Source organism: Nitrosomonas sp. Is37 (assembly GCF_033063275.1).
Taxonomy (GTDB): domain Bacteria; phylum Pseudomonadota; class Gammaproteobacteria; order Burkholderiales; family Nitrosomonadaceae; genus Nitrosomonas.
Genome location: NZ_JAWJYP010000044.1, coordinates 1 through 15,744 on the forward strand (window position 1 = coordinate 1; position 15,744 = coordinate 15,744).

Here is a 15,744-nt window from a genome sequence, read left to right on the forward strand (position 1 = left end):
ACTGCCGAACGGTACGGAAGATACTCCCTATACCGTCAACGTCTCCGACTTGCTGGCTGGCTTCAGTGATGTTGATGATGATGTACTCAATGTCTCAGAATTAACCGCTTCTAATGGAACAGTTACAGACAATGGCGATGGCACCTTTACCATCACTCCATCACTGAACTTCAATGGTCCAGTTACACTTAACTACAGTGTTATTGATGGTAATGGCGGTAGTGTAGCTGCAACACAAAATTATACAACGATAGCTATCAACGACCAACTTGTGGTTACTTCTGCGGATGCATCTTCCTCATTCTCATTGAATACATCAACTGGCAATGCATCGGCTGTAGGTGCATCCTATTTGCTTTCAAACCACAATCTCATAAATACTCTCGGTGGAACTAAGGGATTTGGCGAAAATTACCTTGGCAGAAATGATGATGGATCAACTGGAGCGATTGATATTACTTCCATATTTGGAGATCCAATAAACTTTTTCGGTACTAACTATAGTTCTCTTTTCCTAAACAATAATGGTAACATCACGTTCACTTCACCGTGGTCGGGATATACTCCTTCATCTATTACTGCTGGTATATCTGGACCAATTATTGCTCCATTCTGGGGAGATGTTGATACTCGCGAAGCTGCAGGCTCGGGTAGTGGCAATGTAGGAAATTCTACCGGATCAAATTTGCTGTGGTACGACTTGGACAGCGCTAATGGCGTTTTTACTGCCACGTGGGATGATGTTGAATATTATAATACTGGATTATCGGGAAATGCTTTTCAATTACAACTAATCAACCAGGGTAATGGAGATTTTGATATTTTATTCCGTTACGAAGATATAAATTGGACTGCCGGAAGAGCGAGTGGCGGCAATATTAATGGGTTAGGCGGCTCAACAGCTCGTGTAGGATACAATGCTCAAAATGGAATAAATAGCGAAGAATTGCCTCAATCCGGCAATGAAGCGCTAATGTTAGATTTACCAGATCAAATCGGCAATACAAATATTCCCGGCGTATTCGTTTTTCAAGTTCGCAATGGTCAAGTAGTTTCAGACTTATACGATACAGGAACGATTCAATTTAGTGATGCGGATCTAACTGATACTCATATTGTTTCAGTTGCTCCCGAAAATAATATTGGTTCACTCACAGCAACATTGAACTCCGATACCACTGGCACAGGCGCAGGTGGCGAAATAACGTGGACATACAATGCGGCACGATCAGATATCATGAATGTATTATCACCAGGTGAAACAATGGTAGAAAGTTTTACGATTTATATTGATGATCAGCATGGCGGAGTTATATCAGAACAGATAGATATTACTATTATAGGAGTTGCTGCTTAATACCTCTTCTTTTAGATAATTAATGCCACAGAAAACTACGCTTTGCTAGTGGTTTTCTGTGTTCTCCCAAACGACATAAAAATAGCTATCCAAAGCTCTACACTATCTAAAACTGAGCCACCCCGGGTTTGCCGGAGACTCTATTTCTATACCTTATTACGATAATAGTTTCTTCCTTACATTGAATGGAGACCTCCAGCAATTAGCAGATGTTGGCACTGTAGGAAATTATGGTAATAGCGGATGGCATACTCAGTCGTTCACTGTTACAGTAACTGGAGTATATGACATTGGATTTGGTGTAGTAAATGAGGGTGATAGTGGAGTGAATTCTGTTTTATCTATTGATAATTTGATAGTAGCCTAACTTGCCCGAGTGATTGTATTTGACCCTGTCAGATTTTTTAAATCAACACTTAACCTGACGGGGTTAAGCAGTTTTTATTAATCAATGTGCTATTAAGTTCAGATGATATTCTAAAAAACGAAAACGCCTTACTGGCGGTTTTTTTCTACCAGTTATGGGTCAAAGGTTCCGCCCAATGCAAATTGGGCTGCCAAGGAGAAAAATAAATTTATCCGGAGAATTCATTTATCTTTGGACTGAGTATCGTAATTTCGATTTACCCACCAAATGATTGGCTCTAGCCTAAATAAGGTAATCCCCCGGCTATACCAGGGAATTAGTAAAGGTTTGACCGTGTGAGACGGTCACCCTGATTCTTTTAGCTTGATCAAGAACTGGGAGAATCGAATGAGAGATTATCAGAGTTTGATACATACGACATGGGGCTGTAAGTACCATGTCGTATTTATTCCGAAGAGAAGGAAGAAAGTTAGATTCGGAATGATACGGAAGCATTTGGGAAAGATATTGCATACGTTGGCAGAGCAGAAGGGTTGTCAGATAGTTGAAGGACGTCTAATGCCGGATCATGTACACATGTGTTTATGTGTATTCCGCCGAAATACTCGGTATCTTACGTAGTAGGGCACATCAAGGGAAAAGTGCGATATCGATTGCACGGAAATTTATGGGAAAAGCGAGAAATTTTACAAGTGAGAATTTTTGGGCACGTGGTTATTTTGTATCGACGGTAGGATTAGATGGAGAGATGATTAGAGAATATATCCGACATCAAGAGAAGGAGGTTGAATATTATGATCAACTCAAGCTTGGTATGTGATGCCGCCTTTAGGTGACGCCAGCTTTTTTTTCCTTGAGGGGCTAAGAGAAATAAGCCTCCAGCTTTGCCGGAGGTAATTTCACTTCATTTAAGCTCTGCTAATAATTTATGCCAATTATCAGTTTGAAACCACGCGAGTGAAATATAAGTTGTGAAATTATACTCTCTGATAATACCACTCAATCAGATAGGGTCGAGCAACGGGGAAAAAAGATCAGAGCCTGCTCAACTGAATCCTATTCTTTTTCGCTAAAAAAGCTTCAATATTGCCACTTAAATACTTAGATTCTCATCTTCATACGAACTGCCCAGTCAAAAATACGGCCACCCAGCAACCATCTTGATATCACCGCAGTTTTGGAATCTGCAGGTAGCTCATGCCGCATAGGAGGAAAGGATGCGGTAGCTGCATTGAGTACAGCTTTTGCGATAATTTCCGGTCCGGGTGCTTGGGGTTCACCTGCCAGCAGCCGAGGAAGTGCGGTAAGCAGCTTCTGATAAACGGACGGATGGGCAACTGTTTTGAGCAATTCAAACTCCTTTGCAGCAAATTCAGTTTTGATCAGGCCTGGGGCAATGAGCACCACGTTGATACCAAATTTCATGACTTCCCCGCGCAAGGTTTCCGATAGTGCTTCCACGGCATGCTTGGAAGCAGCATACCAGCCGAAACCCGGAATGGAGATTTTGCCCAGGATTGAGGTGATATTGATGATGCAGCCGAATTTCTGTGCCCGCATATGTGGCACAACTGCCTGGATGAAACGGGCATAACCGAAAACGTTAACTTCAAATTGATGATGGGCAGCCTCCATGGAAACGCATTCGATCGCACCCAACTGACCATAACCGGCGTTGTTCACGAGCAGGTCAATCCGACCTTTGCTTGCCATGGCATGGCTTACCGCCGCTCGGATAGCATTGGCATCGGTTACATCTAGACAAATAGGCTCGATATTAGCCGAACGTATCTGTTCCAGGCGGTGCATGCGCCGTGCCATGGCAAATACGTAATAGCCATTCTTGGCAAGAAGTTTGGCAGTCGCTCTTCCAATACCGCTGGATGCTCCGGTAACCAATGCAACGCGTTGTGTCATGATTTAATGCAATTGTATAAGTTATTGATAATAAATAATTATTATCCAAAAGACAATCAAAGCGCAACAAATTGTCATAGTTTGTAAATATATGAGTGATTCGTACTTCATGCGTACCTTCGTGACTTACTTTATATGATATTTTTTTCCATGAAGGCAAAATCTATCAAGGAAATAAAAAAACTTCTCGTTAATAAATTGATATGTTGTATCATATCAATTATAGAGAGTAACACTGGAGTTCGATTGTATGTCCGTTCCGAATATTTCGCATAAACCTCCCTGCCGCTTGCCCGTGACTATCCTCTCAGGCTTCCTGGGTACAGGTAAGACCACGGTACTGAATCATATTCTCAATAATCGGCAAGGCCAACGCGTGGCGGTGATCGTGAATGATATGAGCGAAATCAATATCGATGCCTCGATGATCGAGAAAGAAATCTCGTTCAACCGCGCCGAAGAAAAATTGGTCGAAATGAGTAATGGCTGTATTTGCTGCACATTGCGTGAAGATCTCTTGATCGAAGTACGCAAGCTCGCCGCAGAAAGAAAATTTGATTATCTGGTGATCGAGTCGACAGGCATTTCTGAGCCATTGCCGATTGCAGAAACGTTTACCTTTGCGGATGAAAATGGCGTCAGCCTATCTGATATCGCGCGACTGGACACCATGGTCACCGTAGTTGATGCGGTCAATTTTCTTAAAGATTTTGAAGAAGCGAAAATGCTGCAAGAGACAGGGGAAAGTCTTGGAGAGGGAGATGAGCGTAGCGTGGCCGATTTGCTGGTCGATCAGGTCGAGTTCAGCGATGTTATTCTGATCAACAAGATCGATCTGGTTAAACAAGATACGTTAACTAAACTACAGGGCATTTTATGCAGCCTCAATACGAAAGCTGAGATCATCCCGATTGAAAATGGGCGGGTGGATTTAGCCAAAGTGCTGAATACCCGTAAATTCAGTTTTGAGCGTGCCCAACAAGCGCCTGGCTGGCTCAAGGAATTACGTGGAGAACATATTCCTGAAACAGAAGAATATGGCATCAACAGCTTTGCTTACACAGCGAGAAGGCCGTTTCATCCTCAACGTTTTTACGATTTTCTTCATCAACCTTGGATAGAGGGCAAATTACTGCGCTCGAAAGGTTATTTCTGGCTGGCGACGCGACCAGACTATGCCGGGCAATGGAATCAGGCAGGGGGCATCGCGCGCTATGGTTATGGCGGAATGTTCTGGAAAGCGGTGCCAAAATCACAATGGCCCCAGGATGAGGACTATTTGGCATCGATAAAGGAGCAGTGGGTGGAACCATTTGGCGATATGCGACAAGAACTGGTCTTTATCGGGCAGAATCTTGATGAACAAGCAATCCGCCAATGGTTAGACGAATGTCTGCTGACCGATGCCGAATTCCATGCTGGCAAAGCTTATTGGACGACATTGCAGGACCCATTTCCTTCTTGGGAGAGAAATTGACATGCGTACGTCTACATTATCAGCCGATTTACCCGCTCACTTTTCAGTAAGGCAAAGTATAAGTGTAGTAGGCCACGAACCGGAAATACTCTCGCGAATCTATGATGACCCTATCAAAATATGCATTTTGCAGCGTGTGCTCAGCACCGATGTCAAACAATATGTCGCGTATTTACGGAAAGAACACGTTGGCTTTGAGCTGGCGCAGCCAATCAATGTAGCGCACATAAGAAAGCGCTTGAATGCATGGTTGCCCCAGCATCACGCACTTAATGCTTTCATTGAGGATGTAAACTGGCTGGTTGAGATGTTTGCCTGCTTGTTTGATTTGGAAAGCGTCGGCTTACGGCTGAATATACTTACCAAAACCATGTGCCCTCGTTTCCATACGGATAAAGTGCCTTGCCGCTTGATCACGACCTATGCTGGCAAAGGGACGGAATGGTTAGATAGCAATACTATCGATCGTGTTATGCTTGCAGCTTGCAACGAATCCAAAGAAAAGGCAGAAGAATTCGCAAGACAATACCCAATTCAAAGCTTGCAGGAAGGGGATATCGCTTTGTTCAAAGGTGAGCGATGGGGAGAACAAGATGATTATGGTGTGATTCATCGCTCACCTACGCTCGATAGAAACGAAACGCGACTACTGCTTACTTTAGACTTTGCTTGAGTTGGCTATGAATACTACTTAATTGTTTATTAAGTTACAGGAAGTGATGAGAAATGACCGTCGATATCGACTATATCATCAAGAAATCTCAAGAGGCATGTATATCGGCAGGGGTTAAATTAACCACCAAGCGCAAAAACGTGCTCATGGTGTTGCTGCGTTCCTCGATACCCCTATCCGCATATGAAATCGCGGAAAGATATAAAACACAGTTTAATGAATCATTACCGGTCATGTCGGTTTACCGCATATTGGATTTTCTGATTCATGAAAAATTGGTCCATAAGCTCGAAACGGCCAGTCTGTATATAGTTTGCGCCCATATTGCCTGTGATCATCAACACGAAACCCCGCAATTCCTGATTTGTGACCGCTGTCATAGCGTCAAAGAGATCGGAATCAAAAAGCATGTCATGGCGGAGCTCGCGCGCAGCATTCAAAACACGGGCTTTATCCTGGCCCACCAGCAACTCGAGCTGCATGGGCTTTGTGAACGCTGTCAAAGTGATTCCATGTAATGACCATGCTTTGCTAGATTTTTATTTTTTGAACGCATGAAAGGAATAAGGGATCATTTTGGCTTACATCATTTACAGCACAGTCAATTTTTTAGAGACTTGGTACATTCTCTGAGCCGGTAAAGTCGATTTGCGCGCAATCTATGATTTTATCGCCCATGATTTCCGTCTATTATGCCAAGAAAGCTGTTCAAGATATCCACGAGGAAATGAAGAGGTTAATCGAGTTTCCAAAAATTGGCAGAATAGTCCCCGAGCTCAATGATGATAATGTGAGGGAATTACCCTTTCTTATTTATCGAATTATTTAGTCGGTCTTCTTGCCTTGCTTTTACTGCTCCGAATAGCTGCTGGTTTTATCAACATATCTGTCTGTCGGTAAGATGCGCATAAGGCGGCAGCGTGCGTAGGCGCGGGTCGTCCAGCGGACTGCCGATGGTGAAGTGATAGAGTGATTGCCACGCATGGCCTGATAAGCCGAGCATGGCGTGCAGTGTATCATCGAAATAGCAGCCGATGCCGGTGCCGCGCAAGCCTGCGGCTTCCGCTTCCAGGTAGAGTACCTGGCCGAGCATGCCGGCTTCATGAAACAGTTCGCGATAACGCCATGCTCCCGCGTTTAATGTGGTTTCGAATTCAGCCAGCATGCCCAGCGAAAAGCAGCTATCGGCGGCGATGTCCTGGTGACAACTGATCAGGCGCGCCGCGTCTCGGGCATCGGCGGCGAATAATCGAAACAAGCCAAGATGCCGAGGTGCGCCGGGCACTTCGGCCCATTCGGCATCCTCGCGTACCGCTTGGCGTAACGCTAGCATGACAGATTTATCCCGCAGAAGCAGGTAGACACCCGGTGTCACACCTGCGACACGATGCACGAACAGTACCAGATGTACTCGCGCTGGTCGCTGCCAGATCTCCCAGGGCGGTAGCCCGAGACGAGGCAGCAGCGCATCGAGCATTGTGAACCACCGTTCTGTTGGCATGGCGGTCACGCCGTCAAAACCGATAGCACTTCGGCGTTGGCGAATCAGTGCACCCGCATCTTGTGTACAATCAATCGGTGCCAGGAGTGGCCACTGCGTGGATGGGATCAGCGATGGAGAAGGAGGGGCAGGCCGTTCAGCAGCAAGATGCACCGCATTGATTCCTGCCCAATGGACATGCTTAGCGCTAAGGCGATTGGCCTGCCCGACAAAGTTCAATTTGCTGGCCAGGGCTGCGGCTGTCTGAGCCGAATCCAAAGAGTCGGGTGCATTCCCGCAGCCAATCCAGAGCGCCACTTCTACCGCTTCGCTTTCCTGCTCCGCAAAATCGCCACTGCGCGCGACGCCAGTTAGCGCAGCAAGCGCCGCATCATGCCAGTTCTCCAGTACCTGCGCGCACCAGCCAAGCGTGGCGGCAGCATAGCTGACCGCAGCTAGGGCATGGCCGCAGTCGTGTTGACAATAGCGGTAGGCGCGCAGGCCATACTTCCAGGCTTCGCGCCAATGAATAGAAGTAAGAATCAGCACGAAGCCGCCAGTCAGCATGCCACCCCAATCGGGATTGGCCTCGGCACGCCGTTCCAGGCTGTGGTCGTAGCTGACATAGTGATGCACGCCGCTCGGAAGGCCGTTGCATGCAGCGGCGAGCACATAGCACTCAGTGGGATGCAAATTTCCGCTGGAAGGATTGCAGCGCAACGCCCAGCGTGAGCCGCCGTATTCTTTCCATGCAGACAAGCCAAAACTCAGTTCCAGCAGCGTCGCCAAACCGGCCAGATTGATCACTGCCAGTGTTTGCCGCCGGCCGCTGCGGACCTCGGTAAACGGAATCTGCAAGGGAGCAGTCCGTAAAGGCAACTTACAGAGTTGCGTTCCTGCATAGCGGCGAAACGGATCAGGTTGATTAGCCCAGTCCAGGCCGCCAGGCCCCGGTGCATAGCCATCCAAACGGTGCTTACTGGCTTCGTGATAGGCGATAATGGTTGATAATGCGTTCTTACTCATGGCTCACTAACAAAAATTATATTTCGCTGTACTTGCTAATTTCAATTTTCCGGGATTGGTTTCTATTGTTCTTCTTGCACCAAGTTTCGTTGGCGGCCGCGATCAAGCCATCTGCAAACCCAGGCCAGGCGTGCAAAATTCTGGAATGCGATAAGTATGGAGCAGTGCATTCCAGTTAAGTCATTCCCCTAAAGCAGGGCAGCGCATTATGCAGCAGGGTGAGCGAATTGATGTGAGGCTTCCTTTAGTTGCGATTAGACATGATTAGTAATGGATTTGAAAATATTTTCGACTGTTTCCCGCTCGATGTCTCGGGTAATGAAGACGATTTTCGAGCGCCGGTCTTCACCCGGCCAGGCGGGCAATGGCACCAGCGGGTGGAGTATGTGCTGTACCCCATGCAGAACCATAGGGTGGTCATTACCTTGGATATTCAGGATACCCTTGATACGCAGGATATTGCTGCCCATACAAGACAGCAGATCCAGCAAGGTCGGGTAGATTTGTTTGATAACCGGTTGATCGGTGGTGAAGCAATATGCCCGGACATGATCATCATGGCGATTGATGTCGTGCACGTGGCTATCGTGATCATGATGATCCTCTGTATGACCCTGTTCATCATGGCGAGGCTTGTTCGCAGCGTCTGCCAAATAGGCTTCTTCCCGGAGCCAGCGTTCCACATCGGACGTTTTTTCCTGGGTTGAGAATAATCCCAAATCCAACAATTTTTCTGCTTCAATCTGACCATGTGCAACTTGCCAGCGTGAGGCGGCAGGGTTGATGACGTTCAGTCGCTGGAGCAAGTCGGTTTTATTTTGAGGTGTCGCCAGATCGGCCTTGGTCAGCAGCAGGCAGTCTGCAATCGCAGCTTGCTTGATCGCTTCATTATACGTGCTCAGGGTGTGGTTTCCCGTGGCCATGTCGATGGTTGCCACGATACCATCCAGCCGATAACGGCTGCTAATCTGCAGATTCGTCATCAAAGTATGGATGATAGGAGTTGGGTCAGCCAGGCCGGTCGTTTCGATCAAAACGCGATGAAATTGCCGTTTTCCATTGCGCGAGAACCGCCAGGTGAGATCTTGCAGCGTTTTAACAAGATCGCTGCGGATAGTGCAACATAGGCAACCACTGCCCATCTCCATCACCACGTTGTCAGTATTATGTACGACCAGTAAGTGATCTAATGCGATTTCCCCGAATTCATTGATGATCACCAAGGTATCCGTCATCATGGATTGCTGCATGATATGGTTCAGGATTGTGGTTTTGCCACTACCTAAATAACCCGTCAGCAACGTCACAGGAATCAGCGAAGGGGTAGTGGACGTAAGTGTCATGGTAAATTATCTAGGTAGAATAAAGCCTGTTGCTACTTTAGCATACTTCAAATCACTACTAACGAAACACCATCTGACGCATTGAGGGCATAATGTAAACCGTGCTGCATCCAGGCGAGTCGAAGCGGCAGCCTGCTAGCACTGGCCTTCGACGGGCTCAGGCCGAACGGTGTATTTGAAATGTTTTACTGAAACGATCTACTAGAATAATGAGCAAGTTTCCATACTGAAAAGATGTGTTCAGAAGGAGAACCATGATAAACAAGCAATTCTTGATCGGTTGGCTATTGATCTTAGCGGGGAGCAACGTCCCTGTTTTTTCATCAGAGGGCTATTCCTCACATGGTGCGCATGTGCATGGTGAAGCTGCGCTTTACATAGTACTCGATGAAAATACTTTATCCATTGAACTCGATTCACCTGCAATCAACCTGATCGGATTTGAACATGAGCCAAATAATGAGGAGCAAAAATCAGCTATATTAAACGCAAAGCAAACGTTGGTATCTGCAGATCGTCTGTTTCATTTTTCAACTACACAATGTTCATTAGAAAATGTGGAAATTGAAGTGCCTTATATTAATAAACATGAGAACAAAAATCATCAGCATCACCACCATGAAACATATCATGATCATGCTGATTTCCATGCTAGCTATATCTTCCAGTGCGAGCAAGCTAAAGACCCAGTGTCCATTTCGATAAAGCTCTTTTCGCTTTTCCCAGGTCTCCAGGAAATCAAAGCACAATGGATTTTCCAGGATAAGCAGGGTTCTGCTTCCTTGACAGCAAGTGACCCCACGCTAAGCGTTAACTAAACAGCAACTAGCTTATTCAGAATATGTTTCCACTTCGGCCACTTCCATCGCATAAGCAGATGTGGCAACATCGTTCTCTGTCAGCGTTGTTTTCAAAATACCCGTCACCCAAACTGGCTCATGCAAAGCCTCAAGCTTTAAACCCTTATCAAAGATTCCATAGACAATTTGATTAGGTGGTGGAGGGGGAACATGAATACACGCGCCAAAAAATGGCACTAAAAAGAAGCGGGTAACAATCTGTTTCTCACCAAACTCCAGCGGTACGATAAAACCAGGTAATCTTATTCGTTGATTATCAAATTCTGGCTTGATCCGTGTGGATGAAAGCGCTTGCATATATCGATCATCACTGGCTTGAGCCATCGCCAGCATGAATTGATTGCTTAACATATCTTCCTCAGAACCATCTTCTATTTCATCAAGATACGCCGGTGGATTCAACAAGGCATCGAGATCATCCTGTGGCATCAAATCGGTCCACTGGATAGTTTTATAAGGCGCGTCTTTAAACGCCTCTTGTTTAGCAAGCGTTTGATTACCTGATATCGCACCTGAACTGACATCAGGCTCACTCTGAGAGCAGGCGATGAGCAGTACAGCCAGGAAGCTGATGAATTTAGTAGATTTGTTGATCAAGAAACTAGGTTTCATAATAAGCAGGGCAGATACCATGAAATTAAAGTCATGCTACAGTATAGTACATTAGATTAAGAGTAAAACTGACAAGGAGTCTTTCTTGCACTCAGACTCTCCAGAAAATCCTACAACACTGGCTCCAGACCCTGCACCTCTGATAATAAAAATCAAGGATTTGCGCTTTTCCTATCCTGGAAAAATGCAATCCGCTGTTCTGGATATCCCTGAATGGCATATTGCCAGAGGAGAGCGTGTATTTCTCAAAGGGCCCTCGGGTTCGGGAAAATCGACTTTGCTCAATTTGCTGGCTGGCATCTTGGTTGCCAATAAAGGCAGCATAGAAATCCTTGGCCAAAACCTAGGGGCATTATCTGCCCGTAAACGAGATCGTTTCAGAGCAGCGCATATTGGCATCGTGTTCCAGCAATTCAATCTCATTCATTATTTGAGCATACTGGATAACATTCGGCTTGCAGCCCATTTCGGCAACAAGGGGAAGACCGGTCTTGAGTTGACCGCGAAGCAACTTTTTGAGGCGCTGGGGCTGGATAAGGCATTGATCACAAAAAAAGCAAGCAATCTCAGCGTAGGCCAGCAACAGCGTGTTGCGATTGCGCGGGCACTGATCAATGCTCCGGAGATTTTGATTGTTGATGAACCGACTTCCGCATTGGATAGCGATACACGGGATACTTTTATGAAGGTGCTTTTGCAAATCAGCCAAACCCAGGGTAATACGTTAATTTTTGTCAGTCATGACACGGCTTTGACCTCTCATTTTCATCATGTCGTTAACTTGGCAGAGATCAATCTGGCAGGAGGCAGCAAGTATGTTTGTTAACGTCGCCTGGCATAGCCTGCTCAATCGCAAATATACCGTGTTACTCACGTTGATTTCGGTAGCAATCAGCACCTTTGTTTTGCTCGGGGTAGAGCATATCCGCCACGAAGCAAAAGAAAGTTTCAGCAAAACGGTATCGGGTATGGATCTGATCATAGGTGCCCGTACCGGCCAGCTAAACCTACTGCTGTACTCTGTTTTTCGCATGGGCAATGCCACAAATAACATCTCATGGGAAAGCTATCGTGAGCTCGCAACCGATCCCAAAATTGCCTGGACGATTCCAATCTCATTGGGTGATTCCCATCGTGGCTACCGGGTAATGGGCACGACACAAGACTACTTTAGACACTTCCGCTTTGGTCAGAATACATCGCTATCCTTTGCGCAGGGCGGTCCCTTTGTGCAGTTATTCGATGTGGTGATCGGCGCCGAAGTCGCCAGAAAACTTGGTTATCGTCTGAATGAGAGTATTGTCCTAGCCCATGGCCTCGGACAGGCCAGTTTCAGTGTGCATGATGATAAACCTTTTCGCGTAACAGGTATTTTGCGGCCGACTGGGACACCTGTCGATCAAGCTCTGTACATCAGCTTGCAAGGAATGGAAGCAATCCATCTAAACTGGAAAGAGGGCGTAAAAATCCCAGGCAAGCAGATTTCAGATCATGACATAGAAAAACTCGACCTGACTCCCAAAAGTATCACGGCTTTCATGGTGGGACTTAAATCAAAAATGACCACGTTTCATGTCCAACGACAAGTCAATCACTATCAAAAAGAACCGCTGCTCGCCATTTTACCGGGAATTGCGCTCACCGAACTGTGGCAAATGATGAATATGATGGAAAACACCCTCAGATTGATCTCTATCCTGGTTTTATTTTCATCGTTGTTGGGATTAAGCACCATGCTGCTTTCCTCGATACGCGAAAGGCAGCGCGAGATTGCGGTCATGCGCGCCATCGGCGCCAGCCCCTTTTTCGTGTTTCTGATCATTCAAACCGAAGTTCTGCTGATTTCCTTAAGCGGAATAATTGTCGCGATTTTTGCGCTAGCGATAGGAATTTTCTTTGCTCAGTCGTTGCTCGCAGAAAATTATGGAATCTTTATTAATCACTTTGTTCTCAACCGTGAGACGCTCGGTATTTTAGGAATCATCGTTATGGGCACCTTGCTGCTCGGACTCATTCCCGCACTCAGTGCCTACCGCCTGTCCCTGCACCATGGTCTTGCTGTGAGGAGTTGAATGAGGTCATTTAGCTCATACGAGGGAATATAGTAAATTTTTAATGCGTTCTACGCTTTTCCACTGCCTCAGCCAACAAATGCAATACCTGCTCGGTAGTCTCGAAGCTGATGCAGCCATCAGTAATGCTTTGTCCGTAAACCAATTCTTCGCGTTTCTTGCCATCCGCTTTCTGATTGCCTTCGACCAGATGACTTTCGATCATCACGCCACAGATGGCTTTATTTCCGCCCGTAATCTGTTCGGCTACATTGGCTCCCACTTCCGATTGGCGCCGGTAGTCTTTATGGCTATTGGCATGACTGAAATCGATCATCAGGTAAGGTGGCAGCTTAGCTTTGGATAAATCTTCAATGGCCGAAGCTACACTGACTGCATCGTAGTTAGGTTTGCGCCCGCCACGCAGGATGATATGACAATCTTCATTTCCCTTGGTCGCAAAAATGGCGGTACGTCCCTCTTTGGTAACCGAAAGAAAATGATGCGGACGAGAAGCCGCGCCAATCGCATCGATAGCGATATTTAAATTACCATAGGTGCCATTCTTGAAACCAATGGGACAGGAAACACCGGAAGCTAGTTCACGGTGCGCCTGGCTCTCGGTGGTACGTGCGCCAATCGCAGCCCAGCTAACCAAATCTGCCAGATATTGCGGACTGATCAAGTCAAGATATTCCGTTGCCGTAGGCATTCCCAGATTATTCAAATCCAGCAGTAGCTTACGCGCCATGCGCAAACCCTTATTGATGTGGAAGCTGTTATCCAGGTCAGGGTCGTTGATCAAACCTTTCCAGCCGACGGTTGTCCGTGGCTTTTCGAAATACACCCGCATGATGATGTGCAACTGATCCTTGAACACCTCGCGCAAATGCTTCAAACGGGCTGCATATTCCAGCGCTGCATCCACATCATGAATGGAGCAAGGACCTGTCACCACTAGCAAGCGATCCTCTTCACCATGCAAAATACGGTGAATGGCCTGCCGTGCGGCATAGACTGTTTCTGTTGCAACTTCCGTTATAGGGTATTCACGGTGTAATTCCACCGGTGGGGTAAGTTCATGCATGCCGATAATGCGTATATCATCGGTCTGAAATTTCATAATGGTTCCTTTGTTTAATTGCTTACGATCCGGCCCAAAGATTCATTTTTCCGCAAGCAATACGAAAGCTTGCAGAAAAGCACAAATACTATTTTAACCTAGTCGGAACTTACATTTTGCCAGTTTAGGAGAGAAATTTATGGTAAAAAGCAAAGCAGGTCGGGAGAGGAGGAACCTCGACCGTACAGCATTGGACTTATGAAATTGCTCCTTTGTGAGGGATGAGATGTATTGGGATATCAAGACGGTCAAACCACTACCCGATAACCACATTTATGTTATGTATGTCCGATGCACCCAAATCCGTAGCAACTTCAGCGTGAAATGCTATTATACTTATCGCTTGGTTCAAGCCGGAACGGGCCGCTATCTACTGGACACTAAAGTTGGGTTAGGCAATGGCTGCAAGGGAAGCAATGGCAAAACAAAAGCCCCGCCGGCTGCAATAGCCCGGCAGGGCTGCTAGTTTTTACATTTTCAATCAGCTCTCACAAATCACATCGATTTGCTTTTAATTCATCAAGCTTCATCCCGGAGTTGCGCGTGATTCATAAGTTTTGAACATATGGCGTATCAAAATTCTCCTAAGGTTTGCTGCCTGGATAGCAGCAGCACATTGTTAATCCTCAGGCTTCTCACACATGGCATCGCCGCGCATTTCGCAAGCACGCCATCGGATTTTCTTCGCCCAATAAGTGAAAGCTTGCTCGACATCTTCCCACTGGCTCAGTGATTTCCAGGCGTATTTGCCTCCTCCACGGCGATCAACGCCAGCAGCCAGTAATTCGCCAGTTTGGCTATCTGTTGCTTCCATTTCGATGGAGGCTTTGCCGACTAAGCTTTCCGTTCCACTGAGCGCTTTCTTTCCTTTGGACACGATGAGGGAACCTGGATGCATAGCCGTAAGGTTATCCAATACGGGTACACCTTTCCCAGCTTCCGTGATGCCGATGCGAATCCTTACGACTCCAGGGCCAGCTTGCTGGACCATGGTATAGTCCTTGCGCAATTCTTCATCGACGCGAGACCAGAGAAATTGCGATAAATGGTTTGCATCTTCCATATCGATATTCTTGGCGCTCGATTTTTCTCCACGCCAGACCTGCACAGGCTCCAGCAAGATTTTCGTGTAGGATTTGAACTTGGTTTTATCCGGTGTTAAATAAACCAGCGACGCCTCAGTTTCGTTCGCTGCGGGACGGAGCATGGAGTAGTCCTCTAAAAAACCGGATGGCTCAGCTTTTCCATATCCTCCAGCCCGTTCGGTGGTGGCACACGCTGTGAACATTACTACACATATACCAATCAATATCAGCCGTTGTATAATCATGATTCGCAGTCTCCTTAATAAACACTTCGCACAAGAGTTTATCTTCTGACACTAGAGCATTCTGCATTTAAGTACGTCCATACCCTGAATTCAGGAAGTAATTTCTGCATTCATATGCTGAGAAGAGC

General features: G+C 46.4%; 13 protein-coding genes and 1 pseudogene. 8 read left to right on the top strand and 6 right to left on the bottom strand.

Annotation, left to right across the window (positions count from 1 at the left end; translation table 11 throughout):
* Positions 1-1,357 (top strand): nidogen-like domain-containing protein (locus R2Q26_RS14455; protein WP_317536937.1); only part of this gene is annotated, 1,357 nt, incomplete at its 5' end.
* A gap of 754 nt (positions 1,358-2,111) precedes the next feature.
* Positions 2,112-2,544 (top strand): annotated as a pseudogene (tnpA, locus tag R2Q26_RS14460) (IS200/IS605 family transposase).
* A gap of 281 nt (positions 2,545-2,825) precedes the next feature.
* On the opposite strand, the gene R2Q26_RS14465 reads toward tnpA, so the two are convergent.
* Positions 2,826-3,641 carry an SDR family NAD(P)-dependent oxidoreductase gene (locus R2Q26_RS14465; protein ID WP_317536938.1) on the bottom strand — a complete coding sequence of 272 codons (816 nt, stop codon included), beginning with the start codon at positions 3,639-3,641 and terminating at the stop codon, positions 2,826-2,828.
* A gap of 250 nt (positions 3,642-3,891) precedes the next feature.
* On the opposite strand from R2Q26_RS14465, the gene zigA reads away from it, so the two are divergent.
* From zigA to R2Q26_RS14480, 3 genes are read left to right on the top strand one after another with little or no spacing between them, the layout of a single operon-like run.
* Positions 3,892-5,118 (top strand): zinc metallochaperone GTPase ZigA, encoded by a 1,227-nt coding sequence (gene zigA / locus R2Q26_RS14470; protein ID WP_317536939.1) that lies wholly within the window; start codon positions 3,892-3,894, stop codon positions 5,116-5,118.
* Position 5,119: 1 nt separating this feature from the next.
* Positions 5,120-5,791, top strand: coding sequence for a DUF1826 domain-containing protein (locus tag R2Q26_RS14475; protein WP_317536940.1), 672 nt, complete (start codon positions 5,120-5,122; stop codon positions 5,789-5,791).
* Positions 5,792-5,844: 53 nt separating this feature from the next.
* Complete coding sequence (locus R2Q26_RS14480; protein WP_317536941.1) at positions 5,845-6,309, top strand: Fur family transcriptional regulator; 465 nt, start codon at positions 5,845-5,847, stop codon at positions 6,307-6,309.
* Positions 6,310-6,668: 359 nt separating this feature from the next.
* Here the strand turns inward: R2Q26_RS14480 and R2Q26_RS14485 are convergent, their stop codons facing one another.
* Complete coding sequence (locus R2Q26_RS14485) at positions 6,669-8,297, bottom strand: nitroreductase family protein (RefSeq protein ID WP_317536942.1); 1,629 nt, start codon at positions 8,295-8,297, stop codon at positions 6,669-6,671.
* 254 nt (positions 8,298-8,551) lie between these two features.
* Positions 8,552-9,640, bottom strand: coding sequence for a GTP-binding protein (locus R2Q26_RS14490; protein WP_317536943.1), 1,089 nt, complete (start codon positions 9,638-9,640; stop codon positions 8,552-8,554).
* Between the two features lie 254 nt (positions 9,641-9,894).
* On the opposite strand from R2Q26_RS14490, the gene R2Q26_RS14495 reads away from it, so the two are divergent.
* Positions 9,895-10,458: a DUF2796 domain-containing protein gene (locus tag R2Q26_RS14495; RefSeq protein WP_317536944.1), complete on the top strand. Its 564-nt coding sequence runs from the start codon at positions 9,895-9,897 to the stop codon at positions 10,456-10,458.
* 12 nt (positions 10,459-10,470) lie between these two features.
* Here R2Q26_RS14495 and R2Q26_RS14500 read toward each other — a convergent pair whose 3' ends face one another.
* Entirely contained in the window at positions 10,471-11,097 is a 627-nt protein-coding gene (locus R2Q26_RS14500) for a DUF3299 domain-containing protein (protein ID WP_317536945.1), read from the bottom strand.
* A 100-nt stretch (positions 11,098-11,197) separates the two neighbouring features.
* Here R2Q26_RS14500 and R2Q26_RS14505 point away from each other — a divergent pair, with 100 nt between their 5' ends.
* Positions 11,198-11,938, top strand: a complete 741-nt coding sequence (locus R2Q26_RS14505) for an ABC transporter ATP-binding protein (RefSeq protein ID WP_317536946.1) — start codon at positions 11,198-11,200, stop codon at positions 11,936-11,938.
* The gene (locus R2Q26_RS14510) at positions 11,928-13,184 is read left to right on the top strand and encodes an ABC transporter permease (protein WP_317536947.1); all 1,257 of its coding nucleotides are present in this window, start codon (positions 11,928-11,930) and stop codon (positions 13,182-13,184) included. The genes R2Q26_RS14505 and R2Q26_RS14510 overlap by 11 nt, the downstream gene beginning before the upstream one ends.
* 40 nt (positions 13,185-13,224) lie before the next feature.
* Here R2Q26_RS14510 and aroG read toward each other — a convergent pair whose 3' ends face one another.
* Together aroG and R2Q26_RS14520 are read right to left on the bottom strand one after the other, a co-directional pair.
* Positions 13,225-14,286, bottom strand: a complete 1,062-nt coding sequence (gene aroG, locus R2Q26_RS14515; protein ID WP_317536948.1) for a 3-deoxy-7-phosphoheptulonate synthase AroG — start codon at positions 14,284-14,286, stop codon at positions 13,225-13,227.
* A gap of 619 nt (positions 14,287-14,905) precedes the next feature.
* The gene (locus R2Q26_RS14520) at positions 14,906-15,616 is read right to left on the bottom strand and encodes a DUF3313 domain-containing protein (RefSeq protein WP_317536949.1); all 711 of its coding nucleotides are present in this window, start codon (positions 15,614-15,616) and stop codon (positions 14,906-14,908) included.
* Positions 15,617-15,744: the final 128 nt, after the last annotated feature.